Below are 25,273 nucleotides of genomic sequence, written 5' to 3'. Positions count from 1 at the left end.
GAATAATGAATAGAATAAAAATAGGCATCAGAACCATAACCCATGATGTATGGCGTGCCTAGTCTGTATGTGCATACAGTAGAGGGCCGATCCACGGTTGGGAGGGATCGGCTTGTGCAATGCGAACACTGTTTACTAATTCTTCATTGGAGCCGATGACGCGGGGAAAATCAACCCCTACCTCGATCGGATTGCCTCAGGGGCCGGTCAGGGTGCCATCGCGATAGTCGCGCAGGGCCTGTCCCAGCTCGGCATGCTCGTTCATCACGAAAGGCCCGTAATGGGCGATCGGTTCCCGGTGTGGATGGCCGGCCAGCAACAGGGCCTGGCCGCCTTCGGTGCTGCCCAGCGACAGCCGGTCGCCGCCGCCCAGCCGGGCCAGCTGGCCGCGGGGCACGACGGTCTCGCCGACGTTCAGGCTGCCGTCGAAGACGTAGACCAGCAGGGTGGGGGCATCCGCCTCGAGTGTCAGGTCGCCGCCCGATTCCAGGCGCACATGGGCCACGCCCCCGTCGCCGGCCAGGGCATCGAGTGGGCCTTCGACCCGCTCGCCGCCGGTGCTCTGCCAGCGCCCGCCGAGGGCGATCAGCTCGGCACCCTGGCCGGCGAGGCGGGGCATCTCGGCCGAGCGCACGTCCCGGTAGGTGGCCGGGCTCAGCTTGTCCCGGGCCGGCAGGTTCAGCCACAGCTGGAAAGCGTGCAGGCCCTGGCTGTCGGTGAGAGGCATCTCCGAGTGGATGATGCCACGTCCGGTGTGCATCCACTGGGCATCGCCGGCGCGAATGGTGCTCGAGTGACCCAGGTGATCCTCGTGGGTCAGTCCGCCGTGGATCACGTAGGTCAGGGTCTGGATGCCGCGATGGGGATGGGGCGGGAAGCCACCGATGTAGTCGTCGGGGCGATCCGAGCCCAGTTCGTCGAGCATCAGGTAGGGGTCCAGCCCGCCGCCGAAGTCATGGATCCGCTGGATCCTGACCCCGTCGCCGTCCTGGCTGGGGTGGCTGCGCTGCTGCTGCTCGACCCGACGCAGTGTACTGGTGGAGGCCATGGGATTTCTCCGTTCTTGCAAGGTTTGACTGGCATTTTAGGTCGGATTTTTCGAAAATTAAGCGCAATGTTTCGCTTTGAGTTTTCGAGGAAATCGAAATGTCACGAGTCACCCTGACCCAATGGCAGATGCTGGCCGCGGTGGTCGACCATGGCGGCTTCGCCCGGGCCGCCGAGGCCATCCACAAGAGTCCCTCGACCCTCAATCATGCGGTGCACAAGCTGGAGGAGCAGCTCGGCGTGCGGGTGCTCGAGCCGGTGGGACGGCAAGTGCGTCTGACCGAGGCAGGCGAGATGCTGCTGCGCCGTGCGCGCCAGCTGATCGAGAGCGCCGCCTCGCTGGAAGACGTGGCGGTGCGCCTGGCGGAGGGGCTTGAGGCCGAGGTGGTGCTGGCCGTCGACCAGGTCTTCCCGCCCGATGCCCTGGCCCGTGCCCTGGAGACCTTCTCGCAGGAATTCCCCCATGTGCGGGTACAACTGCACGAGACGGTGCTCAACGGGGGGATCGAGATGCTCTATGACGGCAGCGCCGACCTGGTGGTCTCGGGGATCGCCGCCCAGGGTTTCCTGGGCGAGCCGCTGGTCACGGTACGTTTCATCGCCGTGGCGCATCCGGACCACGCGCTGCACCGGCTGGCGCGCCCGCTCGACCTGCGCGACCTGGTCCAGTATCGGCAACTGGTGGTGCGTGACTCGGCGCTGCGGCAGTCGATGGATTCCGGCTGGCTGAAGGCCGAGCAGCGCTGGACCCTGAGCCATCTGCACTCCTCCATCGACATGCTCGAGCGCGGCTTGGGCTTCGCCTGGGTGCCGGAGACGCGCATCCTCGGCGCCCTGAACGAAGGCCGGCTGAAGCCGTTGCCACTCACCGCCGGTGGTATCCGTGAGATACCCGTTCAGCTCATCCATCGCGACCGGGACAGGGCGGGACCGGCGACCCACGCCATGGCCAATGCCCTCCAGCAGGGGGTGGCGATCTGCTCGGAGGTCGAACCATTCGATATGGTCGAATGAACTGTCGCAAAGGATGCGCTTGAGATTCGATGGAATCGCTTTAGGCTCTGGTGTAAATCCCTGTTACTGACGAGAGGACATCATGGGCCTGTTGATCGACGGCGTCTGGCATGACCAGTGGTACGACACCCGCAAGCACGGCGGCGAGTTCGTGCGCGAATCCGCCCAGCTGCGCGACTGGATCACCGCCGATGGCGGCCCGGGGCCGGATGGCCAGCCGGGGCTGCCCGCCGAGGCCGGGCGCTATCATCTCTATGTCTCCCTGGCCTGCCCCTGGGCCCACCGCACCCTGATCCTGCGCCGCCTCAAGGGGCTGGACGACCTGGTCGGCGTCTCCCACGTCAGCCCGCTGATGCTCGACCAGGGCTGGACCTATGAAACGAGCGAGGGCTCCAGTGGCGACCCGGTCAACGGCGTCGACTACCATCGCCAGCTCTACACCCTGACCGACCCGCACTACACCGGGCGGGTCACGGTGCCGGCACTGTGGGACAGGCGCGAAGGCCGCATCGTCAACAACGAGTCCGCGGATCTGCTGCGGATCTTCAACGACGCCTTCGACGGCTTGACCGGCAATCGGCTCGATTTCTACCCGCAGGACCTGCGCCGGACCATCGATGCGGTCAACGCCGATGTCTACGACCACATCAACAACGGCGTCTACAAGTCGGGCTTCGCCACCGAGCAGGCCGTCTACGAGAAGCATGTGGTGGCGCTGTTCGAGGCGCTGGACCGGATGGAGTCGCGACTGGCCGAGAGCCGTTACCTGGCCGGCGAGTGGCTGACCGAGGCCGACATCCGGCTGTTCACCACCCTGATCCGCTTCGATGCGGTCTACCACGGTCACTTCAAGTGCAACCTGAGGCGCATCGAGGACTACCCGAACCTGTCGAACTACCTGCGCGAGCTCTATCAGTGGCCGGGCATCAAGGAGACGGTGAACCTGGACCACATCAAGCGCCACTACTACTACAGCCACGACACACTCAACCCGACGCGCATCGTGCCAGTGGGGCCGCGGCTCGACCTCGACCGGCCCCACGACCGCGAGCGATGGCCGGGGAAGGGGATTCGGGAAAAGAGCTGAGCAGCGGGGTTCGAAAGGCACCGAGGATCCCTACGAAGATCTCGACGATGGCAGCGCGTTCGCCGGAAAAGTCGCCGAGACCTGCCCCTATGGGGTCAGACCCCAGCCAAGTTGCCAGGTCTGTCATCGTGCACTTGACGAGCGGTTTCGGCACCGCCGGGGTCTGACCCCATAGGGCCTCCCAGCGTTGGCAAGCTACCGCAATTACACCATCAACCAGCTGATTTTCCAGCAACGCTTGTTGGGATACGGAAGTGTCGCCAGCGTGAGCGGCGTCGGGGACAGGCATGAGCGAAGCGCATTCTTCGATCAGGCGTTCTTCGCCAGCCACCTATCCAGCGCATTGGCGAACTCGCGACGGTCGGTGTCGGCATAGCCCTTGGGCCCGCCGGTATGCTCGCCGCTGGCGCGCAGGGTTTCCATGCAGGTCTTGTGTCAGTCGCATCTGGACCCAGGGTGCAGATGCGTCATGGATCAGGCGTTCTTCGCCAGCCACCTATCCAGTGCATTGGCGAACTCGCGACGGTCGGTGTCGGCATAGCCCTTGGGCCCGCCGGTATGCTCGCCGCTGGCGCGCAGGGTTTCCATGCAGGTCTTGTGTCAGTCGCATCTGGACCCAGGGTGCAGATGCGTCATGGATCAGGCGTTCTTCGCCAGCCACCTATCCAGTGCATTGGCGAACTCGCGACGGTCGGTGTCGGCATAGCCCTTGGGCCCGTCGGTGTGCTCGCCGCTGGCGCGCAGGGTTTCCATGGCAGGTCTTGTGTCAGTCGCATCTGGACCTAGGGTGCAGATGCGTCATGGATCAGGCGTTCTTCGCCAGCCACCTATCCAGTGCATTGGCGAACTCGCGACGGTCGGTGTCGGCATAGCCCTTGGGCCCGCCGGTGTGCTCGCCGCTGGCGCGCAGGGTTTCCATGAAGTCCCGCATCTGGACCCTGGCCCGGATGTTGCTCCGGTCGAGCATCTCGCCGCGGGTGGTCATCACCGCGGCCCCCTTCTCGATGGCCTCCATGGCCAGCGGCAGGTCCGAGGTGATCAGCAGGTCGCCGGCGACCAGCCGCGCGACGATCTCGTGATCGGCGGCATCGAAGCCATGGCTCACCGCGAGCGCCCTGACCCACTTCGAGGGCGGCAGCGGTATGGCATGGTTGGCCACGAACCAGGTCGGCGTGGCGGTGCGCTCGGCGGCGCGCACGATGATCTCGCGCGCCACCCTGGGGCAGGCATCGGCGTCGACCCAGAGACTCGGCATGGCAAACTCCTGGCAGGGAAGGGGGGCCAAGGGGCGCGATGAACGCCATCCTCGAAAAGGCTGGCCAGCGCTGAGTGCCGATGGTAGCATGCGCGCTCCTCGCATGTGCTGACCCCGCCATCATGACGATTCGCCTGAGCCGAGTGCTCGAGCCGAATCACCGAGACCTGCGGTCATCTACCGCCAGTGTCCGAGATGTGAAGATGGAGCGCCAATCAGATGCCGCCAGTCTGGCGACATCGGCGCAGAAAGGTCGCCTTAGCGGTTCGCCAGCCCTCGAGGCGCGAACCGGATGCCAGGTGCGACCGGCGTCCCCGATACCGTGACTCGCTCTGCCCTCTGGCCATGACGGCCCCACGACAGGCGCAGTGCGCCCGACCGTTTGCTTGCGTCGGGGATGCCTCAATGTGATTTGCCGGCCATCGCCGGCCTACCAAGGTGTGATTGATGACCTCGACTTCTGTCGCTTCGCCGAGCTTCGGCGATCTGGCCCTGCTGCCTGCCGTTCTCTCTGCCGTCGAAACCCTGGGCTACGAGATCCCTTCGCCGATCCAGATGCAGACCATTCCGGCGCTGCTGGAAGGCCGTGACATGCTGGGCCAGGCCCAGACCGGCACCGGCAAGACCGCTGCCTTCGCGCTGCCGATCCTGTCGCGCCTCGAGCTCGACCGCCGCGAGCCCCAGGTGCTGGTGCTGGCGCCGACCCGTGAACTGGCCCAGCAGGTGGCCGTGTCGTTCAGCAAGTACGGCCAGAACCTCAAGGGCCTGGAAGTGGCGACCCTGTGCGGTGGCCAGGAGTACCGCGAGCAGCTCGGCGCGCTGAAGCGCGGCGCCCAGGTGGTGGTGGGCACCCCCGGCCGGGTGATCGATCACCTGGATCGCGGCAGCCTCAACCTCGACGGTCTCTCCGCCCTGGTGCTGGACGAGGCCGACGAGATGCTGCGCATGGGCTTCATCGACGACGTCAAGCGGGTGGTCGCCGACACGCCCAAGGACGCCCAGCGGGTGTTCTTCTCCGCCACCCTGCCGTCCGAGATCGAGCGCATCGTCAATCGCTACCTGGTCGACCCGGTCAAGGTGGCCATCGAGGCCCGGGTCGGTACCGCGGCGAGCATCGACCAGCGCATGGTGCGTGTCGACGGCGGTGCCAAGCTGGAGGCGCTGTCGCGTATCCTCGAGGTCGAGCCCGTCGACGGCGCCATCGTCTTCGTGCGCACCCGGGCCGCCTGCACCACCCTGATGGAGCAGCTCTCGACCCGTGGCGTCAACGTGGCGAGCCTCTCCGGTGATCTCGACCAGAGCCTGCGCGAGCGCACCATCACGCGCCTCAAGCGTGGCAAGGTCGATGTGCTGATTGCCACCGACGTGGCCGCCCGCGGCCTCGACGTACCGCGCATCACCCACGTCATCAACTACGACCTGCCCCAGGACGCCGAGGCCTATACCCACCGCATCGGGCGTACCGGCCGTGCCGGCCGCACCGGCGTGGCGATCACCTTCGTCGGCTTCCGCGAGGGGCGCAAGGTAGGCTGGCTCGAGCAGGCCACCGGCCAGAAGCTGAGCGAGATGCCGCTGCCCGACGAGGCCGCCATCCGTGCCCATCGCGACGAGATCTTCCACCAGCGCGTGGTCGCCTCCCTGACCAAGGGCGCCGAGGAACAGAATGCCCTGGTCGAGCGCCTGGTCGAGGAGGGGCACGATCCCATCGAGCTGGCCTGCGCCTTCGCCGCCATGGCTCGTGCCGACGAGGCGCCGATCGGTCGCCTGCAGGCGCCGCGTCGCGACAACGACCGCGCTGCCCGCGACGGCAAGCCGCCGCGTCGCCGCGAGAGCGGCCCCAGCGAGGGCATGACCCGCTATCGTGTCGCCGTGGGTCACAAGGATGGCGTCAAGCCGGGTCAACTGGTCGGTGCACTCGCCAACGAGGGCGGCATCGAGGGCGCACGCATCGGTCGCATCGATATCCGCAACGCCTTCTCGGTGGTCGAGCTGCCCAGCTCGCTGCCGGCGAGCATCCTGGCCAAGATGGCCCGTGCCCGGGTGGCCGGCCGTCCGCTGGAGATCAGCGAGGACCACGGTGTCACCGAGCGTGCCCCGCGTCGCCGTCGCGACGACGGTGAGGCGCCGATCCGCCGCCAGTCACGCGGCTGAGGGATCGGGTAGGCCGATCGCCACGCCGTGGCGGTCGGCAGGTCACCAGGCAACGGGCCGGGGGAATTCTTCCCCTGGCCCGTTTTTCGTCGTGGCGTGGCGGTCGGGTTCAGTGGCGCTGCTGGTGGGCCAGCCACCGGCGGATGCCGAAGGTCCAGGGCGGCAGCCGATCCGAGCGGTCGACCCGGTTGACCAGCGCGCCCAGCGACGGCGTGGCGATGGTCACCGTATCGCCCACATGGTGGCTGAAGCCCTGGCCCTCGCCGTCGCGGTCCTGTATCGGCGAGAACATGGTCCCCAGGAACAGCAGGACGCTGCGTCCCTCGATGTCATGCAGGTTGACATCGTTGCCGAGCGTCGCGCCATACGCGGCCGACCAGCAGGGCGCGGTCGGCGTCTTCAGGCAGGATGAATGTGGTGTTGTGTGACATCGGATCTCCTCAGGCCTCGCGCTTGCCGTCCACCAGTCGGCTCACGCCCAGCGGGTTGCCGTCCTTCAGCGCCTCGGGCAAGAGGCCTTCCGGCAGGTTCTGGTAGCACACCGGGCGCAGGAAGCGCTGGATCGCCGCACTACCCACCGAGGTGCTGCGGCTGTCCGAGGTGGCCGGGAAGGGCCCGCCGTGGACCATGGCGTGGCACACCTCGACGCCGGTGGGCCAGCCGTTGGCCAGCACCCGGCCGGCACGGCGCTCGAGCGTCGGCAGCAGGGTCCGGGCGGCGTCGAGGTCGCCGTCGTCCAACTGCAACGTGGCGGTGAGTTGGCCCTCCAGTTGCTCGGCCACGGCGGCCATCTCGTCGAGGTCGGCACACTCGAGCACCAGCGCCGTGGCGCCGAATACCTCGCCCTGCAGCGCCGCGTCGGCGAGGAAGTCGCTCGCCGCGGCGACGAACAGCCCAGCCTGGCACGGGTGGGGGCCGTCGCCTTCCTGGCCGCGGGCTACCTCGCGCACCTTGGGATGCCCGGCCAAGGCGCCCACGCCGTCCTGGTAGGCGCCATGGATGCCCGGGGTGAGCATGGTCTGGGCGGCGCTGCCCTGGATCGCCTCGCCGGCGCTGGCGACGAAGGCGTCCAGCGCCGCGCCCTTGACGCCGATCACCAGGCCGGGATTGGTGCAGAACTGCCCGGCGCCCATGGTCAGCGAGGCGACGAAGCCCTCGGCGATCTCACTTCCGCGGGCGGCCAACGCCTCGGGTAGCAGGAACACCGGGTTGATGCTGCTCATCTCGGCATACACCGGGATCGGCTGGGGGCGGGCCTGGGCCGTCTGCATCAGTGCGGTGCCGCCGGCGCGCGAGCCGGTGAAGCCCACCGCCTGGATGCACGGGTCGGCGACCAGCGCCTGGCCGATCTCGTTGCCCGAGCCGAACAGCAGCGAGAAGACGCCCTCGGGCAGGCCGCACTGGGCCACGGCCTGTTGCACGGCACGGCCGACCAGTTCGGAGGTGCCGGGGTGGGCCGAGTGGGCCTTGACCACCACCGGGCAGCCGGCGGCTAGGCTTGAGGCGGTATCGCCGCCGGCCACCGAGAAGGCCAGCGGGAAGTTACTGGCGCCGAACACGGCCACCGGGCCCCGGGCAATGTGGCGCTGGCGCAGGTCGACTCTGGGCAGGGGCGCCCGCTCGGGCAGCGCCGGGTCGAGGCGCACGTCGAGCCACTCGCCGGCGCGCACCACGTCGGCGAACAGGCGCAGCTGGCCGCAGGTGCGGCCGCGCTCGCCCTCGAGGCGCGCCCGGGGCAGGCCGGTCTCGGCCATGGCGCGCTCGATCAACTCGTCACCGATCGCCTCGATCTCGGACGCGATGGTCTCGAGGAAGGCCGCACGCTCGTCGAGCGAGGTCTCGCGGTAGGCGTCGAAGGCCGCCCAGGCGAGCTCGCAGGCCAGCTCGACCTCGGCCTGGCCACCGCCGGGGTAGGCGGGTTCGAGGGCTTCCCCGGTGGCGGGGTCGATGGCGTTGATGGGGGGTGAGTGTCCGCTGACGGCCCGCTGGCCGATGAGTAGCTTGCCTTGCAGTGTCATGATCGTGCTCCTGCTGGGTTATAACGAGGGAATCGCGACGCTAGCCGGTGTCGCTGGTTCAAAACGTAGCGGATTGCGCAGTGGCTGCCCGAAGGCGGGCAGGTCGATCTCGAAGCGGTCACGGTCGCGGGTCCGGATGCCATCGGCGAAGCTCAGGGTGGCGGTGCCGAAGAAGTGCACGTGGACGTCGCCGGGACGTCGGAAGCCGGCATACTTGAAGTGATGGTGCTCCAGGTTGGCCAGGCTGTGGGCCATGTTGGCCTCGCCGGTGAGGAAGGGCTTCTCCCACAGCGTCGCGCCGTCGCGCACGATGCGGCTCACCCCCTCCAGGTGCGCGGGCAGCTCGCCCACCAGCAGCTCTGGGCCGAAGCTGCAGGCGCGCAGCTTGGAGTGGGCCAGCCACAGGTAGTTGAAGCGCTCGGTGACATGGTCGGAGAACTCGTTGCCGATGGCGTGGCCGACCCGCCAGGGGGTGCCGTCGTCGCCGATCACGTAGAGGCCGGCCAGCTCCGGCTCCTCGCCGGCGTCCTCGGCGAAGGCGGGCACCGGGAGCTCGGCCTCGGGCGCCACGATACAGTCGCCATCCCCCTTGTAGAACCACTCCGGCTGGGCGCCGGGCTTGCCGTCCTGAGGCTTGCCGCCTTCCACCCCCAGCCTGAACATGCGCATGGAGTCGGTCAATTCGGCCTCACTGACCTGGGCCTTGGCGTGCATCGCCGACCGGGTGTCGGCGCTGCCCAGGTGGGTCAGGCCGGTGCCGGTGACGAGACAATGGGCCGGGTCGGGATGGGTCAGCGGCGGCAGCAGGCGGCGTTCGTCGATCAGTCTCTGGTAGTCGAGTCGAGTCTCGGTCACCGAGGACTCGACGATGTCGCCGAGCGGCGTGCCGGCAGCGATAGCGCGCCGTGCCAGGGTGTAGGTGTCGGCATCGAGCAGCCTGACCTGTTGCTCGTTTTCGACCAGGGCGGCCCGAACCTGGTGCTGATATTCGCATTGAATCAAGCGCATGGCGTGATTTCCTCATAGTAGTTGAAAGGGCGTCATCGGCATGAACGACAGCACCCCTGGCGATCGTGTCGGTTGACGTCGTTTGAATGCTTCTGAATGTTTAACATATGATAACCATGTTTAACATATACTTTGGTAGTGTCGCGTTTTACGCAGGCCATGACTTGGCCTCAGAATGCCCCTCTCACCACAACGACAGGCTATCCATATGAGTAGCATCGATATCGGCCTGGTGGGTGTTGGCAAGATCGCTCGTGACCAGCACCTGCCGGCCATTGACTCCAGTCCTGACTTTCGCTTGGTAGCGACCGCCGATCCGTATGCCCGCTTGGAAGGTATCGACGGCTATGACTCACTGGCGGCCATGCTCGATGGTGTGCCGGATTTGCAGGCGGTGGCGATTTGCACGCCGACGCATCTGCGCCACTCCCAGGCGCGGCTCGCCTTGGAGCATGGCAAGGCGGTGCTGTTGGAAAAGCCGCCTGGTGCCACGCTGAGCGAGGTCGAGGATCTCATGGCGCTGGCCGAGCGGCGGGGCTGCCCGATGTTTGCGGCCTGGCATTCACGCTTCGCTCCCGGTGTGGCCCAGGCACGGGAGTGGCTGGCCGAACGAGAAATTCATCGCATCGAGATCGAGTGGAAGGAAGACGTGCGGGTCTGGCACCCGGGCCAGGCATGGATCTGGGAGCCCGGTGGCATGGGGGTCTTCGATCCGGGAATCAACGCCCTGTCCATCGTCACCGAGATTCTTCCGCAACCGTTCTTTCTGCGTTCAGCGAGGCTTGCCGTACCGAGCAACTGTCAGACGCCGATTGCTGCCGAGCTGGCCTTCAGCGATGCGCAGGAGACGCCGATCCAGGCAGCTTTCGACTTCCGTCAGACTGGTCCCCAGACCTGGGATATCCATGTCGATACCGAGGATGGCCGGCTGAGCTTGACCCACGGCGGCAGCCGCCTGGTCGTCGACGGGCAGGTCGTGCTCGAGGCCGAGGAGCGGGAATACGTCGGGTTGTATGCCCGTTTCGCCGAACTGGTCGCCGGCCGTGTCTCCGATGTCGATGTCGCGCCGCTGCGCCATGTCGCGGATGCCTTCCTCTACGGGCGTCGCGAGGCCACCGAGCCCTTCATCGAGTAGTGGCTCAGCCCGCCTCGCGGTAGCGCTGGTGGGCGACGAGCTCGCGCAGGGTGGTCATCAGCGCCGCGGCCCCCGGTGACAGCCGCTGATCGCGCAGGCTCACCAGGCCGTAGGGCTGTACGCTGAGCGCATCCTGCAAGGGCAGGATGCGGAAGCGCTGCGGTGCACATAGCAGGCCTGCCACCTCGCGGGTGGTGGCGGTGATGGTGTCCGACTTGTCGACCAGTGCCAGGGATACCAGCACGTCCGGGGTGTCGACGATCCGTGCCGGGGGCGATACCCCGTGGTGAAGAAACAGGCTGTCGACCCGCTGGCGCATCAGGGCGCCGGGAGGCTGAAGCGACCACGGATAGGCCGCCATGTCCTCCAGAGTCAGGGGAGAGCGCCCCGTCAGGGGATGACCTTCCCGGCACACGAAGCAGATATCTTCCTCGCCGATCTCCTCGAACACGAACCGTTCCATCGGAAAGCCCGCCGGGACGCGGGTGATGGCGAAGTCCAGCTCGCCCTCCAGCAGGCGCGGGATCAGGGCCTTGCTGACCCCCACCTCGACGCTGACCTTGAGACCGGGGCGGTCGCGATGCACGCGCTCGATGGCGCTGGTCAGCAGCGTCACGGCCGGGGCCATCACCGTGCCCACCGTCACTGTCCCGGCATTGCCCGCCCGGAGGGCGGCGAGCTCGTTGCCGGTATGCTGCAGCTCGAACAGCATGCTGTGGGCGTGACGCACCAGCACCTCGCCGTACCAGTTGGGCGTCAGGCCTCGGGCATGGCGCTCGAAGAGCCTCACGCCCAGTCGGGCTTCCAGGTCGCCGAGCAGCTTGGAGGCGGCGGGCTGGCTCATGCCCAGCGCCTCGGCGGCGCGGTGCAGGTTGCGCTGCTCGTCGAGTGCCTGGAACAGCTGTAGATGACGTAACTTGAGTCGGACGTCGAGAAACCAATCGTGCGATAGCTCGCCCAGCGGATCGCGCCTCGTCATAGGGTTATATCCTTTTGAGTATCATATTTTTGTAATAATAGTTTTAATGGTTATCAGATGGCTTGTCCAGTGTGAGGCGCGCCTGGTGCCATGTCTTGTTGCGGCACCCCATGAGAGGAATCGCCATGAACCGCCTTGGTATTCTCCCCGGCAAGATGGCGCCATCGCGGCTGGTGCTGGACGGAAACCAACACATCTCGGCGGTCGTGGCCGCCGATAATCAGGAGCCGAGTATGCAACCTTCCCCTGCAACAACATCGCCAGGCATCGAGACCTCGACCTTCGGCACCCTGCCAGACGGCCGTGAGGTGTCACTCTATCGACTGACCAACGCCAATGGCCTGAGCATGGCGGTTACGCCCTATGGGGGCATCATCGTGTCGTTGATGACACCCGATGCCCAAGGGCGGTTCGACGACATCGTACTGGGCTTCGATCGCCTGGAGGACTATCTGTCGCCAGCCTATGGTGCGGCCAACCCCTACTTCGGCGCCCTGATCGGGCGCTACGGCAATCGCATCGCCGGAGGCGAGTTCCGTATCGCGGGACAGCGATATGCACTGGCGACCAACGATGGATGCAACCATTTGCATGGTGGCGCCCAAGGGTTTGATCGCAAGCTGTGGAACGCTGACCCTTTCGTCTCAGAGCGCGGCGTGGGCGTGGTCTTGACTACCAGTAGCCCGGACGGCGATCAGGGCTACCCGGGGGAGCTGACGGCTCGCGTGACCTATTCGCTCACCGACCGCGATGAACTGATCATCGATTACCATGCCACCACCACGGCGCCCACGCCTGTCAACCTGACTCAGCACAGCTACTTCAATCTCGAGGGCGTGGCCGCGGCGCGAGCCCGTGACGAAGGCATCCTCGCCCATCGCTTGACGCTCTACGCCGAGGCCTTCACCGCGGTGGACGAAGGGCTGATCCCCACCGGCGAGATCCGTCCCGTGGCGGGGACCCCCTTCGACTTCCGCGACCCGGTCGCCATTGGCGCCCGCATCAAGGACGACGACATCCAACTGGCGAGGGGGCAGGGCTATGACCACAACTTCGTGCTCGACCGCCGGGAGAGCGGCGATGGCGAGCTGATGATGGCGGCCCGCCTGGAGGCCCCGGGCAGTGGCCGGGTGATGGAGGTTCTCACCAGCGAGCCGGGGCTTCAATTCTATTCGGGCAACTTCCTTGACGGCTCGCTGATCGGCAAGGCAGCCACCCCCTATGCCCAGCGCTTCGGGCTGGCACTGGAGACCCAGCACTTTCCCGACTCGCCCAACCAGCCCGCCTTCCCCTCGACCCTGCTGCGACCGGGGGAGGCCTACCGCAGCCAGACTCGCTACGTCTTCTCGGCCCGGGACGCGGGCAAGTAGCGCCACCCCAGCATTCCGCGGATATGCCCTCGACGCCCCGGCTTCGCCGGGGCGTCGACGTGTCGAGCGGCCACACTTTAGTCGCAGGTGACGAGGTCTGCGGCGGCGACACAGCTCCGCCGTATCGGTCGCCAGGATCGATAAATATAAAAAACTATATCGATATTTCACCAAAACCGTATTGGATGGTTATATCCGCGCCCACTAGGGTACGACGAGCACATCCATTCCGTGGGCCAGGCGCATGACCGGGCCGCGCGGACCTGAACTGTACGCTACCACGGGAGGGGGCTTTATGCGCATTCGTGCGTCGCTGCACCGGGATTTCAAGATCAGTCATATCGATGATCGGCTCTATTCGGCGTTCATCGAGCACATGGGCCGGGCGATCTATTCAGGGATCTATGAGCCGGACCACCCCAAGGCCGACGCCAACGGCTTCCGTCGGGACGTTCTCGAACTCGTGCGCGATCTCAAGATCCCGGCCATCCGTTACCCGGGCGGCAATTTCGTTTCGGCCTATCGGTGGGAAGACGGCGTCGGGCCCAAGGATCAGCGCCCCGTCCGACTCGATCTCGCCTGGCGGTCGAAGGAGACCAACCAGATCGGCATCAATGAATTCGCGCAATGGGCCGACATGGCGGATATCGAGATGATGCTCGCCGTCAACCTCGGCTCGAGAAGCCTCGAGGATGCGCGCAACTTCGCCGAATATGTGATCCATCCCTCGGGCACCTACTGGTCGGATCTTCGCCGCAGCCATGGCGTGAACAAGCCTTACGACGTCAAGATGTGGTGCCTGGGCAACGAAATGGATGGCCCCTGGCAGATCGGGCACAAGGAGGCCAAGGAATATGGTCGTCTCGCCGACGAGACCGCCAAGGCTCTCAAGGCCCTCGACAGCAATATCGAGACGATCGTCTGTGGCTCGTCCAACGACCAGATGCCGACCTATCCGGACTGGGAGCGCGAGGTTCTCGAAGAGTGCTACGAGAATGTCGATTATATCTCGCTGCACAAGTACTTCGGAAATTCGAGTAACGATACGCTGAACTACTTCGCCAAGATCGAGGAGACGGGGCGTTACATCCAGGCCATCGGCGGGGTCATAGATTTCGTCAAAGCCAAGAAGCGTGCCAGGAACGATGTCTATATCTGCTTCGATGAGTGGAACGTCTGGTATCACCGGCGCGAAGAGGATTCGCGGCGCTGGCGCTCATGGGACTGGCCGGAAGCACCGGACCTGCTCGAAGAGGATTACAATTTCGAGGACGCGCTGTTCGTCGCCGGGCTCTTGAACGAGTTCATCCGACGCAGCGACCGTGTGCGGATCGCGTGTATCGCCCAGCTCGTCAACGTCATTGCCCCGATCCGTGCCGAAAAGAGCGGGCTGGCCTGGCGGCAGACGATTTACTATCCCTATCAATTCGCTTCGCTCTACGGGCGCGGGATAGCGCTGAATGTCTCCGTCGATGGGCCCACTTATGACTGCAAGGTGGCCGACGATGTGAGCTATCTCGATGCCGCCGCGGTGCATGACGAACAGGCCGGAACGGTCACGCTGTTCCTGGTCAACCGTCATCTCGAGGAAGCCGCCGAGCTCGATTTCTCGCTTACCGGTTTCACCGAGGCGAGGGTCATCGAGCACAAGGTGATGGAAGGGTTCGGCCTGCGCGACACAAACGGACCGGGAAAGCCGGATGCGGTTGCGCCGCGTGATGGTACGGGGCTTGGCGTCGAGGACGTCCAGGTCAAGGGTAAACTCGCGCCGCTGTCCTATCACGTGCTGCGGCTCGATGTGGGCAGAGGAGTCATGTCATGACCGGAGTTCGCCTCAAATCCGTCGACAAGGACTTTGGGTCGGTCCAGATCATCGACGATGTGTCGATGGACATTCCCAAGGGAGAATTCGCCGTCTTCGTTGGGCCTTCTGGCTGCGGGAAGTCGACATTGCTGCGCATGATAGCGGGGCTCGAGGAGACGAGCGAGGGCTCGATCGATATTGAGGGCAGAGACGTCACCCAGACCGAGCCGGCCAAGCGCGAGGTCGCGATGGTGTTCCAGTCCTATGCGCTCTATCCGCATTTGAGCGTCTTCGAGAACATGGCATTCAGCCTGCGGCTGGCGCGTGCGCCCAAGCAGAAGGTGATCGAGCAGGTCAGGGAGGCCGCGCGCATCCTCAAGCTCGAAGAACAGCTGGACAAAAAGCCGTCCCAGCTTTCGGGCGGCCAGCGACAGCGCGTGGCCATCGGGCGGGCCATCGTGCGCCAGCCAAAGGTGTTCCTGTTCGACGAGCCGCTCTCGAACCTCGATGCCGAATTGCGCGTTCAGATGCGGCTCGAATTGACGCGCCTTCATCAGCAGATCGGGGCGACCATGATCTATGTGACGCACGATCAGGTCGAGGCAATGACGCTGGCTGACAAGATTTTCGTGCTGCGCGGAGGCGTGGTTCAGCAGGCCGGGCCGCCGCTCGAGCTCTATGACGACCCGGCCAACCAGTTCGTTGCCGGGTTCATCGGCTCTCCGGCCATGAACTTCCTCCCCGCCACCGTCACCGAGCACACCGAAGCGGGGATAGTGGCAAAGATCGAGGGCACCGAAAACCAGTCGCTCGAAGCGCATGTCAAGGATACGGTCCTCGAGGAAGGGCAGCCGGTGACGCTGGGCATCCGACCCGAGCATTTGCATCTGCGCGAGGGAGGCTTCACCGCCACCATCGAGATGACCGAAAATCTCGGTGGCGTCGCCTATCTGCATACGCGATTGGCAGACGGCCAGGAGGTCGTGATCGAGCGCCGCGGGGAGCGGGAATCGCATAGGCGAGAGACCGTACCCGTCTGGGCTGATTCGAATGATGTTCTGGTCTTTTCCAAGGAAGGCCAGCGCTTGCGGTAGGCCATGTGGCCGTCGCTATTTTTGTGCGTGCCTGGCATTGGATCGGGTGACGCGAGTTCGTTCCAAGGGAGGACACCATGAAGCTATTCAAGTCCATGCTGCTCGCCGCGGCGACATCTGCCATTGCGGTACCAGCTCTCGCCCAGACCGAAGTGGTCTGGTGGGATTTTTTCGTCGGCGGTGACGGCGTGCGCATGAAGGCGTTGATCGACCGGTTCAACGACGAGCACCCCGATATCACCATCAACGGGACGACGTCCGAATGGGGGGTGCCGTTCTACACCAAGGTACGCACTGCCGCCGCGGTCGGGCAGGGGCCGGACGTGATGACCTACCACCTCTCGCGCGTTCCGCTCGCGCTTTCGGAAGGCATTCTGACCCCAATTACCGATGCGGATCTCGAGGCAGCAGGACTTTCGACCGACGACTTCTTCGACCGCGCGGTTGATGCGGCGTCCGACGAAGACGGCACGCTTTATGCCGTGCCCTTCGATATCCACTCGATCATCCTCTACTACAACAAGAGCTATCTCGAAGGCACCGACTATCTCGATGAAGACGGCATGCTGACCGGCATCGAGAGCCTCGAGGATCTCAATGCCGCGTTGCAGACGGCCCAGGACAATGGCTCGAAGACCCCGCTCGCTTACCAGACCGGTGGTCCGGGTGGTGTCTGGCGCGTGTTCTATACGCTCCTCAGTCAGCAGGGCGGCACGCTCATCGAGGACGGCGAGGTCCTGCCCGGCGACAATTTCGACAAGGCCGTGCGCGCGATCGAGATCATGAAGAGCTGGGGTGACAATGGCTATCAGCCCGAGCAGGCCGAATACGAGGCTTCGGTGGCGATGTTTACGTCCGGTCAGTCAGCTTTCCACCTCAATGGCGTCTGGGAAGTGCCCACGATGACCGACATGCAGGAAGAGGGAACGCTCGGGTTCGAATGGGGCGCCGCACAGGTGCCGACCCTGCTCGATGAAGAGGCGACCTGGGCCGATAGCCACGCCTTCGCCATCCCGATCCAGGGTAACGAGGAGATGTCCGCAGAAAAGCGCGAAGCAGTGATGACCGTCATCGGCTGGATGGAAAGAAACGCCGTCAGCTGGGCCCAGGCCGGCCACATCCCGGCCTATCTGCCCGTCGCTGAAAGCGATGACTTCCTCCAGATGGAGCCGAACTCGAGCTACTCCTCGCTCGCGGATACCGCGGCTTACGGTCCTCGCTCGACCATCGCGGGCGTGGCCTCGCCGGTCTATGATGCGGCGCTCAACATCATCGCGCCGGCGATCCACGGCTTCCTCGAGCCCCGGCAGGCCGCCGAGCAGATGCAGGGCGAGCTGCAATCGCTGCTCAACTGACGTGCATAGCCCGTGCCGCTCGCCTGTGAGCGGCACGGCGCCCAAGGAGGTATCCGCAATTGGCTATGATCACAAACCGGCGCAAGCACATCGCGGTGGCGATGACACTGATCGCGCCATTCGTTCTCATCTTCGGTCTCGTATTTCTCTATCCCACGATCCGCGTGATAGAGCTGAGCTTCACCAATGCACCGCTGATCGGTTCCGGCGAGTGGGTAGGACTGGAAAACTACCGGCGACTCCTGACGGACAACCTCTTTTACACCTCGCTCAAGAATAACGGCTATTTCGTCCTTCTGACGGTCGTGCCCACCACGGTGATCGCCTTGGCGATCGCACTGGCGGTCAACCGGCTCTCGGGCAGGATGCAGGCCCTCGTTCTGGCGATCTTCTTTCTCCCTTATATCTTGCCGGTCTCGGTGGTGACCCAGATCTGGGCGTGGATGCTCGACTTCCAGTTCGGCATTCTCCAGCCGGTCATTGCGTTTTTTGCCGGCGAGCCGGTGGCCGTCTTCAAACAACCGGCATGGGTGATGCCCACGGTTGCTGCCGTCACGATCTGGTGGACCAACGGCTTCAATGTGCTGCTTTTCATCGCGGGGCTTCGCAACATTCCCACCGATCTTTACGAGGCCGCCTCGCTCGATGGCGCGACCCGGCGGCAATTGTTCATGAAGGTCACCTGGCCGCTGTTGTGGCCGGTCACCGCACTGGTCCTGACGCTACAGCTCATCCTGCAGCTCAAGCTGTTCGACCAGGTTTATCTTTTGAGCGGCGGCGGCCCGTTCAACTCCTCCTATGTGCTGTTGATGATGGTCTATCGCGAGGCCTTCCAGCTCAATAATGGCGGTTATGCCTCGGCGGTGGCGCTGGTGCTGTTTGTCGTCATCATGGTCGTCTCGGTGCTGCAATTCCAACTCCTGAGAATCGGAGGGCGCAAATGAGTGTCCGGAGAATCGAAAATGGTCGTCTCGGTACTGAGATACCGACTCCTGATGTCCGGAAGGCAAGCATCAGTGTCCGGAGAATCGAGAATGGCATCCTGCTCGTCATCACACTCATCGCTGCCGCGATCTGGATCTTTCCGCTCTATTGGGCATTCGTCACCTCGCTTCGGACCGAGGACCATGTGGTGAGTGAGGGCGCGGGAATTCTGCCCGACATGTTCAACCTGACGCCTTATATCGACTCGATCTTCAACTCCAGTATCCTGACCTGGTACGTCAATTCGATCGGGACATCGCTCATCATCACAGCGCTGGTGCTCATCTCGGGCATGATGTGCGCCTATGCGCTTTCGCAGATGCGGTTCCCCGGCCGCCGCACGCTCTATGTTGTGGTGCTGGCGAGTTTCATGATCCCCTCCCAGGCGCTCGTCGTTACCCAGTTCGTGCTGATGAACGATCTCGGGCTCGTCAACACCTGGGCGGGCATCATCCTGCCACAGCTCATCGTTCCGGTGGTGATCATCGTCTACAAGCAGTTCTTCGATGCGGTGCCCAAGGAGATGCGAGAGGCGGTGCTGCTCGACGGGGGCGGAGAATATACACTCTTGTTCAAGGTCTACCTGCCGCTCAATTGGGGGATCACTACCGCGCTGGCGATCATCACTTTCATCATGGCGTGGAACCAATTCTTCTGGCCGTTCCTTGTCATTACCTCGGAAGATATGATGACGATCCCGGTCGGCATCACCCAGGTCAGGGATACCTTCGGGGTCAATTACGCGCGGGTCATGGCCGTGGCGCTCCTGGGGGCTGCACCGGTCGCGATCGCCTATCTCATCTTCCAGAAGAAGGTGACCGAGGCCGTGATGATCTCCTCGGGGGTCAAGGGATAGCGCATCCGCCCTGGGGCAGCCACGCCCTGCGACTAAAGTGTGGGCGCCCGACACGCCGACGCCCCGGCGAGGACGGGGCCTCGTCTCGCGAGACACGTCTAGAACGGAGGATCTCATGGTTGATGCTGGAATGCTGGAATGCGTGTGGCGCGGGCGCGCCCGGCTCGGCGAGGGGCCGCTGTGGTGCCCCGAGCGCGGCGCCGCGGGGCAACTGCTGTTCGTGGATATCCTCGGCGCCCGCCTGCTGGCCTTCGACCCGGCCCGCGGTGAGACCCGTGACTGGCCGCTGGAGGAGGCCTGCTGCTGGCTGGCGCCGCGCGACGACGGCGACGGCTTCATCGCCGCGCTGCGTTCGCGCCTGGTCCACCTGCGCCTCGAGCCGAGCGGGCCACGGGTCGTCGCCGACTGGCCCACCCCAACCGAGCCCGCCACCAACCGCTTCAACGATGCCAAGGTTGATCTGCAAGGACGGCTGTGGTTCGGGTCCATGGACGACGCCGCCGACGCGGCCAGCGGAGCGCTGTACTGCCTGGTAGGACGGGAGCTTCGGCGCCTGGACGGCGGCTACCGGGTCGCCAATGGCCCGGCGATCGCCCCCGACAGCCGCACCCTCTATCACAGCGACACCCCGCGCCGGGTGATCCACGCCTTCGATCTCGCGCCCGACGGCGCGCTGTCGAACAAGCGCGAGCATATCCGCTTCGGCGAGACCCAGGGCTTTCCCGACGGCATGACCTGCGATGCCGAGGGCGGCCTGTGGGTCGCCCACTGGGAGGGTGGCCGCGTGAGCCGCTTCCACCCTGACGGCCGCCTCGACGAGACCCTGCCGCTGCCGGCCTCGCGGGTCACGTCCTGTGCCTTCGGCGGGCCGCACCTCGAGACGCTTTACATAACCACCGCGGCGGAGGGTCGCGACGCCGAGGGGCTGGCCGGCGGGCTGTTCCGGGTGGTGCCCGGGGTGCGGGGCATGGCGACGACGCCCTTTGGGGTGAAGGCGTCCCGGGACGAGGCGGTGGAGCACGGGCCGTATTAACGCGGCGGTAATCGCGATTCCGTAACAGCCAGGGGCGCCCCCATCGGGCCGCCCTTGTCGGTAGCGTGGGGGAGGGGCGACGCTCAGCGTCGTCTTGCCATATAGGCATGCCACTGGCGGATGCCGAAGGTCCAGAGCGGCAGCCGGTCCGCGCGGTCGACGCGATTGACCAGGGCGCCCAGCGATGGCGTGGCGATGGTCACCGTATCACCCACATGGTGGCTGAAGCCCTGGCCCTCGCGGTCCTGTATCGGCGAGAACATGGTCCCCAGGAACAGCAGGACGCTGCTCCCCTCGATGTCACGCAGGTTGACGTTGTTGCCGAGCGTCGCGCCACACCCGGCCGACCAGCAGGGCGCGGTCGGCGTCTTCAGGCAGGATGAATGTGGTGTTGTGTGTCATCGGATCTCCTCAGGCCTCCCGCTTGCCGTCCACCAGCCGGCTGACGCCTAGCGGGTTGCCGTCCTGCAGCGCCTCGGGCAGCAGGCCCGCCGGCAGGTTCTGGTAGCACACCGGGCGCAGGAAGCGCTGGATGGCGGCGCTGCCCACCGAGGTGGTGCGCGAATCCGAGGTGGCTGGGTAGGGGCCGCCGTGGACCATGGCGTGGCACACCTCGACGCCGGTGGGCCAGCCGTTGGCCAGCACCCGGCCGGCCTTGAGTTCCAGCGTCGGCAGCAGCGTCCTGGCGGCCTCGAGGTCGCCGTCGTCGAGCTGCAGGGTGGCGGTCAGCTGGCCTTCCAGGGCCTCGGCGATTCGCTTCAGGTCGTCGGGACCGATGCATTCGACGACCAGTGAACAGGCACCGAATACTTCCTCGTGCTGCAGAGTCTCATCGGCCAGGAAGTCGGCCGCCGTGGTGGCGAACAGGCCGGCCTGGCACTGGTTGGGCCCGGATTCTGCCTGGCCGCGGGCCACTTCGCGTACCTTGGGATGGCCAGAGAGCCTGCTGACGCCCTGCTGGTAGGCTTCGTGGGTGCCCGGGGTGAGCATGGTCTGGGCGGTGCTTTGCTCGACCGCCTGACCGGCGGCGGCGAGGAAGGCGTCGAGCGCCTCGCCCTTGACGCCGATCACCAGGCCCGGGTTGGTGCAGAACTGCCCGGCACCCATGGTCAGCGACCCCACGAAGCCCTCGGCGATGGCCTGACCACGGGCCTTCAGCGCCTCGGGCAGCAGAAATACCGGGTTGATCGAGCTCATCTCGGCGTAGACCGGGATCGGCTGCGGTCGAGCCTGGGCGGTGGCCATCAGCGCGGTGCCGCCACCGCGCGAGCCGGTGAAGCCCACCGCCTGGATGCGCGGGTCGGCGACCAAGGCTTGGCCGACCTCGCGGCCGGCGCCGAACAGCAGCGAGAACACGCCCTCGGGCAGGCCGCACTTGGCCACCGCGGCCTGCACCGCACGGCCCACCAGCTCGGAGGTGCCGGGGTGGGCAGAGTGGGCCTTGACCACCACCGGGCAGCCGGCGGCCAGCGCCGCGGCGGTGTCGCCGCCGGCCACGGAGAACGCCAGTGGGAAGTTGCTGGGGCCGAATACCGTCACCGGGCCCAGGGCGACGTGGCGCTGACGCAGGCCGACGCGCGGCATCGGCTCGCGCTCGGGCAGTGCCGAGTCGATGCGCACGTCGAGCCACTCGCCGGCGCGCACCACGGAGGCAAACAGGCGCAGCTGGCCGCAGGTGCGGCCGCGCTCGCCCTCCAGGCGCGGGCGGGGCAGGCCGGTCTCGGCCATGGCGCGCTGGATCAGGGTGTCGCCCAGCGCCTCGATCTCGGCGGCGACGGTCTCGAGGAAGGTCGCGCGGTCCTCCAGCGAGGACCCGCGGTAGGTGGCATAGGCCGCCCAGGCCAGGGCGCAGGCCTGTTCCACCTCTTGCTTGCCGCCCCCGGGGTAGGCGGGCGCCAGGGTCTCGCCGGTGGCGGGGTCGATGGCGTGGATCGCCGCGCCGTTGGCGGTCACGGCCTGCTGGCCGATGAGTTGCTTGCCTGCCAGGGTCATGGAACCTCCCGGAGTCACAGGGAATGAACGATGGTATCGGGTGCTTGAGTTTCGAACGCCAGCGGGTTGCGCAGCGGCCGGCCCAGCGCCGGCAGCGCGACCTCGAAGCGGTCGCCGTCGCGGGTCTGGATGCCATCGGCGAAGCTCAGGGTGGCGGTACCGAAGAAGTGCACGTGGACGTCGCCGGGGCGGCGGCAGCCGGCGTACTTGAAGTGATGGTGCTCGAGGTTGGCCAGGCTGTGGGCCATGTTGGCCTCACCGGTGAGGAAGGGCTTCTCCCACAGGGTCTCGCCGTCGCGCACGATGCGACTGGTGCCCTCCAGGTGTTCGGGCAGCTCGCCGATCATCAGCTCCGGGCCGAAACTGCAGGCGCGCAGCTTGGAGTGGGCCAGCCACAGGTAGTTGAAGCGCTCGGTGACGTGGTCGGAGAACTCGTTGCCGATGGCGTAGCCGACCCGCCAGGGGCGGCCGTCGTCGCCGATCACGTAGAGCCCGGCGAGCTCCGGCTCCTCGCCGGCGTCCGCAGCGAAGGCTGGCACCGGCAGGGCGGTTTCCGGGGCCACCACGCAGTCGCCGTCGCCCTTGTAGAACCACTCCGGCTGGGCGCCGGTCTCGCCGGCGGCGGGCTTGCCGCCCTCGACGCCGAGCTTGAACATGCGCATGGAATCGGTCAGCTCGTCGTCGCTGGCCTGGGCCTTGGCGTGCATCGCCGAACGGGTGTCGGCGCTGCCCAGGTGGGTCAGGCCGGTGCCGGTGACCAGACAGTGAGCCGGGTCGGGGTGGGTGAGCGGCGGCAGCAGGCGCCGCTCGTCGACCAGCTGCTGGTAGTCGAGCCGCATCTCGGTGAGGGCGGCCTCGACGACCTCGTTGAGCGACCGGCCGGCGGCGATGGCGCGATGCGCCAGGCTGTAGGTGTCGCCATCGGTCAGGCGGACGGTTTGTTCGTTTTCGACCAGGGCCGCGCGGGGCTGGTCCTGATGCAGGCATTGGATGATTCGCATCGCGTGATTCCTCGGCTTCCAGGTCTGGAGCGGTGTGTCAGGTACCGGCCGAGCACCAAAGTGCTTCTATCATAGCGCCGGACCTTTGGGTATGTATAACATTTAAATTTGTATGTTGTTTCTATTGGGCGTCCCTTGCCGGCACCAAGGTGTCTTCACCGGCCCGCCCGAAATCGGGAAACCCCTGGTCGTCCCAGCGGATCGGCTTGACGTAGGTGTGGCGATTGGGATCCCACAGCGGATCGCCCTGGATGTCGGTGTAGGTTCGAGCGTGGTAGACGAGCAGGTCGGTCGTGCCATCCTCGCTGGTGGTGAAGCCGCTGTGGCCGGGGCCGAAGATGTGGCGCTCCGTATCGCTCTCGAGCACCGGCGTCGGCGATTTCGACCAGCTCGTCGCGTCGAGCGGGTCGCTGTCGGCGTCGGCCCATAGCAGCCCCACACAGTAGTTCTCGTCGGTGGCGCTGGCCGAGTAGGTGAGGAAGAGCCGGCCATGACGCTTGAGCACTGCCGGCCCCTCGTTGACCAGGAAGCCGCGTTTTTCCCATTCGTACTCGGGCACGCTGAGGCGGGTCGGCGGCCCGGCCAGGCGGTCTGGCCCGGCCAGTTCGGCGATATAGAGGTTCGAGTTACCGGCGATCTCCGGGTCCTTCTGCGCCCAGACGTAGTAGTGGCGGCCCCGGTGGCAGAAGGTCGTGGCATCCAGGCAGAAGCTCTCCAGGGGTGTCTCTATTCGCTGCGGTTCGCTCCACGGGCCGGCGATCGGATCCGCCGCTGTGCAGGTGATGGCATACATGCGGTGCTGGAAGAGGCCATCGACGATCTCGCGGGACGGCGCGGCGGCGAAGTAGATCACCCAGACGCCATCGAGATGGTGCAGTTCGGGCGCCCAGATAAGCTCGCGCAGCGGACCCGTGTCGGGCTTGCGCCACACCGTGGTAGCAGGCGCCTTGGCCAGACCCGCGATGGTGTCCGCGGCGCGGATCTCCAGGCGGTCATAGTCGGGCACCGAAGCGATAAAGTAGTAGCACCCGGCGTGCTCGAGGATCCAGGGATCGGCACGCTGTTCGATAAGAGGCTCGGGAGACAGGGACATGGTGGACTCCTTGGCGGAAGCAGACGAAGGGGAAGACGCCATCACTTGGGTTGACTCAGCCGGGTCCCCATGTGGGAGGGCTTGAGGCCGAAGATGTCGGTATAGAAGTAGGAAATGACCAGAAACATCGAGGAGATGACCACGTTGATGGCCATGTCTCCGCTGCCGAAGCCGATCTTTTCCAGATATGTAAGTCGTTGTGTCGTCATGATGTTGTCCTTTTCATCGATGCAGTAAAGCCCGTCGGACGTCGCGGGGAGGCAAGGCGACGACCCTTGTCGCAATGCCTCCGGCGGCTTGCTCAGCCCACCAGCCACATGGCCAGTTGGAGCCAGAACAGCAGCGCGAACAGCACCACCAGCTGGATGGCGATGAACGGCAGCAGCACCCCGAACACGCCCATCGCCGCGGCCTCGGTCAGTGGTGGGCCGAGTTCGGGCCTTCTCGGGAAGCGCACCAGCACGTAGCCGATGAACTCTCCATTGAAGGTTCTTGTTGTGACGCGAATGTCACGACGGGCGTGCCCCGTAGCGGGTGCCTAAATGTTCAACATATTATATATTTGTTCAACATATACTTTAGTATGTATCGACTACATTTCGGCGGGGGCAAGTTTTGCCGCATCCGGGTCTGGCCACCGGCCGCGACCCCTCGACAAGGAGTGACCCATGACCGACACCAAACGCAGGCTGCGCAGCGCCGAATGGTTCGGCACCGCCGACAAAGAACGGCTTCATGTACCGCAGCTGGATGAAGAACCAGGGCATTCCCGACCATGAATTCCAGGGCAAGCCGATCATCGGCATCTGCAACATCTGGTCGGAACTGACGCCTAGTAACGCGAACTTCCGCAAGCTCGCCGAGCACGTCAAGAAGGGGGTGTTGGAAGCCGGAGGCTACCCGGTGGAGTTCCCGGTGTTCTCCAATGGCGAATCGCTGTTGCAGCCCACGGCGGTGGCCTGGCGCTGCTCGGGACCGACGATCGCTTGCGCATCGA

The 25,273-nt window shown here is 65.4% G+C and carries 24 protein-coding genes and 3 pseudogenes; 12 read left to right on the top strand and 15 right to left on the bottom strand.

The features are described from left to right. Nucleotides 1–196: 196 nt before the first annotated feature. Nucleotides 197–1,048: a pirin family protein gene (locus MKP05_RS12970; protein ID WP_240568639.1), complete on the bottom strand. Its 852-nt coding sequence runs from the start codon at nt 1,046–1,048 to the stop codon at nt 197–199. A gap of 98 nt (nt 1,049–1,146) precedes the next feature. Here MKP05_RS12970 and MKP05_RS12965 point away from each other — a divergent pair, with 98 nt between their 5' ends. Continuing rightward, nucleotides 1,147–2,061 (top strand): LysR family transcriptional regulator, encoded by a 915-nt coding sequence (locus tag MKP05_RS12965; protein WP_110283408.1) that lies wholly within the window; start codon nt 1,147–1,149, stop codon nt 2,059–2,061. Nucleotides 2,062–2,143: 82 nt separating this feature from the next. Beyond that, nucleotides 2,144–3,148 carry a glutathione S-transferase family protein gene (locus tag MKP05_RS12960; RefSeq protein ID WP_240568638.1) on the top strand — a complete coding sequence of 335 codons (1,005 nt, stop codon included), beginning with the start codon at nt 2,144–2,146 and terminating at the stop codon, nt 3,146–3,148. 309 nt (nt 3,149–3,457) lie between these two features. Here MKP05_RS12960 and MKP05_RS12955 read toward each other — a convergent pair whose 3' ends face one another. From MKP05_RS12955 to MKP05_RS12940, 4 genes are read right to left on the bottom strand one after another with little or no spacing between them, the layout of a single operon-like run. Further along, complete coding sequence (locus MKP05_RS12955; protein ID WP_439108990.1) at nt 3,458–3,571, bottom strand: DUF188 domain-containing protein; 114 nt, start codon at nt 3,569–3,571, stop codon at nt 3,458–3,460. A 51-nt stretch (nt 3,572–3,622) separates the two neighbouring features. Further along, nucleotides 3,623–3,736 carry a DUF188 domain-containing protein gene (locus MKP05_RS12950; RefSeq protein WP_439108990.1) on the bottom strand — a complete coding sequence of 38 codons (114 nt, stop codon included), beginning with the start codon at nt 3,734–3,736 and terminating at the stop codon, nt 3,623–3,625. Nucleotides 3,737–3,787: 51 nt separating this feature from the next. Continuing rightward, nucleotides 3,788–3,943, bottom strand: a complete 156-nt coding sequence (locus MKP05_RS12945; protein WP_338072357.1) for a DUF188 domain-containing protein — start codon at nt 3,941–3,943, stop codon at nt 3,788–3,790. Between the two features lie 10 nt (nt 3,944–3,953). Beyond that, nucleotides 3,954–4,403: a YaiI/YqxD family protein gene (locus MKP05_RS12940; RefSeq protein ID WP_240568637.1), complete on the bottom strand. Its 450-nt coding sequence runs from the start codon at nt 4,401–4,403 to the stop codon at nt 3,954–3,956. A gap of 447 nt (nt 4,404–4,850) precedes the next feature. Here MKP05_RS12940 and MKP05_RS12935 point away from each other — a divergent pair, with 447 nt between their 5' ends. Next, entirely contained in the window at nt 4,851–6,554 is a 1,704-nt protein-coding gene (locus tag MKP05_RS12935) for a DEAD/DEAH box helicase (protein WP_240568636.1), read from the top strand. Nucleotides 6,555–6,663: 109 nt separating this feature from the next. On the opposite strand, the pseudogene MKP05_RS12930 reads toward MKP05_RS12935, so the two are convergent. From MKP05_RS12930 to araD1 (MKP05_RS12920), 3 genes and pseudogenes are all read right to left on the bottom strand, one after another. Beyond that, nucleotides 6,664–6,864: pseudogene (locus MKP05_RS12930) on the bottom strand (fumarylacetoacetate hydrolase); the annotation flags it as partial. 130 nt (nt 6,865–6,994) lie between these two features. Further along, on the bottom strand, nt 6,995–8,572 hold the full coding sequence (locus tag MKP05_RS12925; protein ID WP_240568635.1) for an aldehyde dehydrogenase (NADP(+)): 1,578 nt from the start codon (nt 8,570–8,572) through the stop codon (nt 6,995–6,997). Nucleotides 8,573–8,590: 18 nt separating this feature from the next. Then, nucleotides 8,591–9,580 carry an AraD1 family protein gene (gene araD1 / locus MKP05_RS12920; protein WP_240568634.1) on the bottom strand — a complete coding sequence of 330 codons (990 nt, stop codon included), beginning with the start codon at nt 9,578–9,580 and terminating at the stop codon, nt 8,591–8,593. A 208-nt stretch (nt 9,581–9,788) separates the two neighbouring features. Here araD1 (MKP05_RS12920) and MKP05_RS12915 point away from each other — a divergent pair, with 208 nt between their 5' ends. Beyond that, entirely contained in the window at nt 9,789–10,715 is a 927-nt protein-coding gene (locus MKP05_RS12915) for a Gfo/Idh/MocA family protein (RefSeq protein WP_240568633.1), read from the top strand. Between the two features lie 4 nt (nt 10,716–10,719). On the opposite strand, the gene MKP05_RS12910 is transcribed toward MKP05_RS12915, so the two are convergent. Continuing rightward, on the bottom strand, nt 10,720–11,694 hold the full coding sequence (locus tag MKP05_RS12910) for a LysR substrate-binding domain-containing protein (protein ID WP_439108989.1): 975 nt from the start codon (nt 11,692–11,694) through the stop codon (nt 10,720–10,722). A gap of 233 nt (nt 11,695–11,927) precedes the next feature. Between MKP05_RS12910 and MKP05_RS12905 the strand changes: the two genes are divergently transcribed. The 7 genes from MKP05_RS12905 to MKP05_RS12875 all read left to right on the top strand — a co-directional run bounded on the left by MKP05_RS12905 (nt 11,928) and on the right by MKP05_RS12875 (nt 20,190). Continuing rightward, complete coding sequence (locus tag MKP05_RS12905; RefSeq protein ID WP_240568632.1) at nt 11,928–13,064, top strand: aldose epimerase family protein; 1,137 nt, start codon at nt 11,928–11,930, stop codon at nt 13,062–13,064. A gap of 295 nt (nt 13,065–13,359) precedes the next feature. Next, nucleotides 13,360–14,886 (top strand): arabinosylfuranosidase ArfA, encoded by a 1,527-nt coding sequence (arfA, locus tag MKP05_RS12900; RefSeq protein ID WP_240568631.1) that lies wholly within the window; start codon nt 13,360–13,362, stop codon nt 14,884–14,886. After that, nucleotides 14,883–15,962, top strand: a complete 1,080-nt coding sequence (locus MKP05_RS12895) for an ABC transporter ATP-binding protein (protein WP_240568630.1) — start codon at nt 14,883–14,885, stop codon at nt 15,960–15,962. Before arfA ends, MKP05_RS12895 begins: the two co-directional genes overlap by 4 nt. Nucleotides 15,963–16,039: 77 nt before the next feature. Continuing rightward, nucleotides 16,040–17,317 (top strand): extracellular solute-binding protein, encoded by a 1,278-nt coding sequence (locus MKP05_RS12890; RefSeq protein WP_240568629.1) that lies wholly within the window; start codon nt 16,040–16,042, stop codon nt 17,315–17,317. Between the two features lie 65 nt (nt 17,318–17,382). Further along, nucleotides 17,383–18,261, top strand: a complete 879-nt coding sequence (locus MKP05_RS12885; RefSeq protein WP_240568653.1) for a carbohydrate ABC transporter permease — start codon at nt 17,383–17,385, stop codon at nt 18,259–18,261. Continuing rightward, complete coding sequence (locus MKP05_RS12880; RefSeq protein ID WP_240568628.1) at nt 18,258–19,157, top strand: carbohydrate ABC transporter permease; 900 nt, start codon at nt 18,258–18,260, stop codon at nt 19,155–19,157. Before MKP05_RS12885 ends, MKP05_RS12880 begins: the two co-directional genes overlap by 4 nt. 115 nt (nt 19,158–19,272) lie before the next feature. Continuing rightward, entirely contained in the window at nt 19,273–20,190 is a 918-nt protein-coding gene (locus MKP05_RS12875; protein ID WP_240568627.1) for an SMP-30/gluconolactonase/LRE family protein, read from the top strand. An 83-nt stretch (nt 20,191–20,273) separates the two neighbouring features. On the opposite strand, the pseudogene MKP05_RS12870 reads toward MKP05_RS12875, so the two are convergent. The 6 genes and pseudogenes from MKP05_RS12870 to MKP05_RS12845 form a co-directional block, all read right to left on the bottom strand. Next, nucleotides 20,274–20,471: pseudogene (locus MKP05_RS12870) on the bottom strand (fumarylacetoacetate hydrolase); the annotation flags it as partial. Between the two features lie 130 nt (nt 20,472–20,601). Beyond that, the gene (locus MKP05_RS12865; protein WP_240568626.1) at nt 20,602–22,182 is read right to left on the bottom strand and encodes an aldehyde dehydrogenase (NADP(+)); all 1,581 of its coding nucleotides are present in this window, start codon (nt 22,180–22,182) and stop codon (nt 20,602–20,604) included. Nucleotides 22,183–22,196: 14 nt separating this feature from the next. Beyond that, a complete protein-coding gene (gene araD1, locus MKP05_RS12860) occupies nt 22,197–23,183 on the bottom strand; it encodes an AraD1 family protein (protein ID WP_240568625.1) in 987 nt (328 codons plus the stop codon). A 121-nt stretch (nt 23,184–23,304) separates the two neighbouring features. After that, nucleotides 23,305–24,276 carry a glycoside hydrolase family 43 protein gene (locus tag MKP05_RS12855; RefSeq protein WP_240568624.1) on the bottom strand — a complete coding sequence of 324 codons (972 nt, stop codon included), beginning with the start codon at nt 24,274–24,276 and terminating at the stop codon, nt 23,305–23,307. Nucleotides 24,277–24,317: 41 nt separating this feature from the next. Next, nucleotides 24,318–24,485, bottom strand: coding sequence for a hypothetical protein (locus tag MKP05_RS12850; protein WP_240568623.1), 168 nt, complete (start codon nt 24,483–24,485; stop codon nt 24,318–24,320). 92 nt (nt 24,486–24,577) lie between these two features. Then, a complete protein-coding gene (locus MKP05_RS12845) occupies nt 24,578–24,739 on the bottom strand; it encodes a hypothetical protein (protein ID WP_240568622.1) in 162 nt (53 codons plus the stop codon). A gap of 205 nt (nt 24,740–24,944) precedes the next feature. Between MKP05_RS12845 and MKP05_RS12840 the strand changes: the two are divergent. Next, nucleotides 24,945–25,242 (top strand): annotated as a pseudogene (locus MKP05_RS12840) (dihydroxy-acid dehydratase domain-containing protein); the annotation flags it as partial. Nucleotides 25,243–25,273 lie beyond the last annotated feature (31 nt).

It is taken from the genome of Halomonas flagellata, assembly GCF_022487945.1.
GTDB lineage: Bacteria > Pseudomonadota > Gammaproteobacteria > Pseudomonadales > Halomonadaceae > Halomonas > Halomonas flagellata.
Note: the sequence above shows the minus strand (reverse complement) of the source record. Positions and strands in the feature narration are given on the sequence as shown.

Bases quoted from the DNA above. Each gene is read 5' to 3' on its own strand.
- MKP05_RS12880 (WP_240568628.1), top strand. From the start codon at position 18,258: ATGAGTGTCCGGAGAATCGAAAATGGTCGTCTCGGTACTGAGATACCG.
- MKP05_RS12890 (WP_240568629.1), top strand. From the start codon at position 16,040: ATGAAGCTATTCAAGTCCATGCTGCTCGCCGCGGCGACATCTGCCATT.
- MKP05_RS12865 (WP_240568626.1), bottom strand. From the start codon at position 22,182: ATGACCCTGGCAGGCAAGCAACTCATCGGCCAGCAGGCCGTGACCGCC.
- MKP05_RS12885 (WP_240568653.1), top strand. From the start codon at position 17,383: ATGATCACAAACCGGCGCAAGCACATCGCGGTGGCGATGACACTGATC.
- MKP05_RS12895 (WP_240568630.1), top strand. From the start codon at position 14,883: ATGACCGGAGTTCGCCTCAAATCCGTCGACAAGGACTTTGGGTCGGTC.
- MKP05_RS12855 (WP_240568624.1), bottom strand. From the start codon at position 24,276: ATGTCCCTGTCTCCCGAGCCTCTTATCGAACAGCGTGCCGATCCCTGG.
- MKP05_RS12940 (WP_240568637.1), bottom strand. From the start codon at position 4,403: ATGCCGAGTCTCTGGGTCGACGCCGATGCCTGCCCCAGGGTGGCGCGC.
- MKP05_RS12960 (WP_240568638.1), top strand. From the start codon at position 2,144: ATGGGCCTGTTGATCGACGGCGTCTGGCATGACCAGTGGTACGACACC.
- araD1 (WP_240568625.1), bottom strand. From the start codon at position 23,183: ATGCGAATCATCCAATGCCTGCATCAGGACCAGCCCCGCGCGGCCCTG.
- MKP05_RS12910 (WP_439108989.1), bottom strand. From the start codon at position 11,694: ATGACGAGGCGCGATCCGCTGGGCGAGCTATCGCACGATTGGTTTCTC.
- MKP05_RS12965 (WP_110283408.1), top strand. From the start codon at position 1,147: ATGTCACGAGTCACCCTGACCCAATGGCAGATGCTGGCCGCGGTGGTC.
- MKP05_RS12970 (WP_240568639.1), bottom strand. From the start codon at position 1,048: ATGGCCTCCACCAGTACACTGCGTCGGGTCGAGCAGCAGCAGCGCAGC.
- MKP05_RS12925 (WP_240568635.1), bottom strand. From the start codon at position 8,572: ATGACACTGCAAGGCAAGCTACTCATCGGCCAGCGGGCCGTCAGCGGA.
- MKP05_RS12950 (WP_439108990.1), bottom strand. From the start codon at position 3,736: ATGGAAACCCTGCGCGCCAGCGGCGAGCATACCGGCGGGCCCAAGGGC.
- arfA (WP_240568631.1), top strand. From the start codon at position 13,360: ATGCGCATTCGTGCGTCGCTGCACCGGGATTTCAAGATCAGTCATATC.
- MKP05_RS12850 (WP_240568623.1), bottom strand. From the start codon at position 24,485: ATGACGACACAACGACTTACATATCTGGAAAAGATCGGCTTCGGCAGC.
- MKP05_RS12955 (WP_439108990.1), bottom strand. From the start codon at position 3,571: ATGGAAACCCTGCGCGCCAGCGGCGAGCATACCGGCGGGCCCAAGGGC.
- MKP05_RS12935 (WP_240568636.1), top strand. From the start codon at position 4,851: ATGACCTCGACTTCTGTCGCTTCGCCGAGCTTCGGCGATCTGGCCCTG.
- MKP05_RS12905 (WP_240568632.1), top strand. From the start codon at position 11,928: ATGCAACCTTCCCCTGCAACAACATCGCCAGGCATCGAGACCTCGACC.
- MKP05_RS12915 (WP_240568633.1), top strand. From the start codon at position 9,789: ATGAGTAGCATCGATATCGGCCTGGTGGGTGTTGGCAAGATCGCTCGT.
- MKP05_RS12875 (WP_240568627.1), top strand. From the start codon at position 19,273: ATGGTTGATGCTGGAATGCTGGAATGCGTGTGGCGCGGGCGCGCCCGG.
- araD1 (WP_240568634.1), bottom strand. From the start codon at position 9,580: ATGCGCTTGATTCAATGCGAATATCAGCACCAGGTTCGGGCCGCCCTG.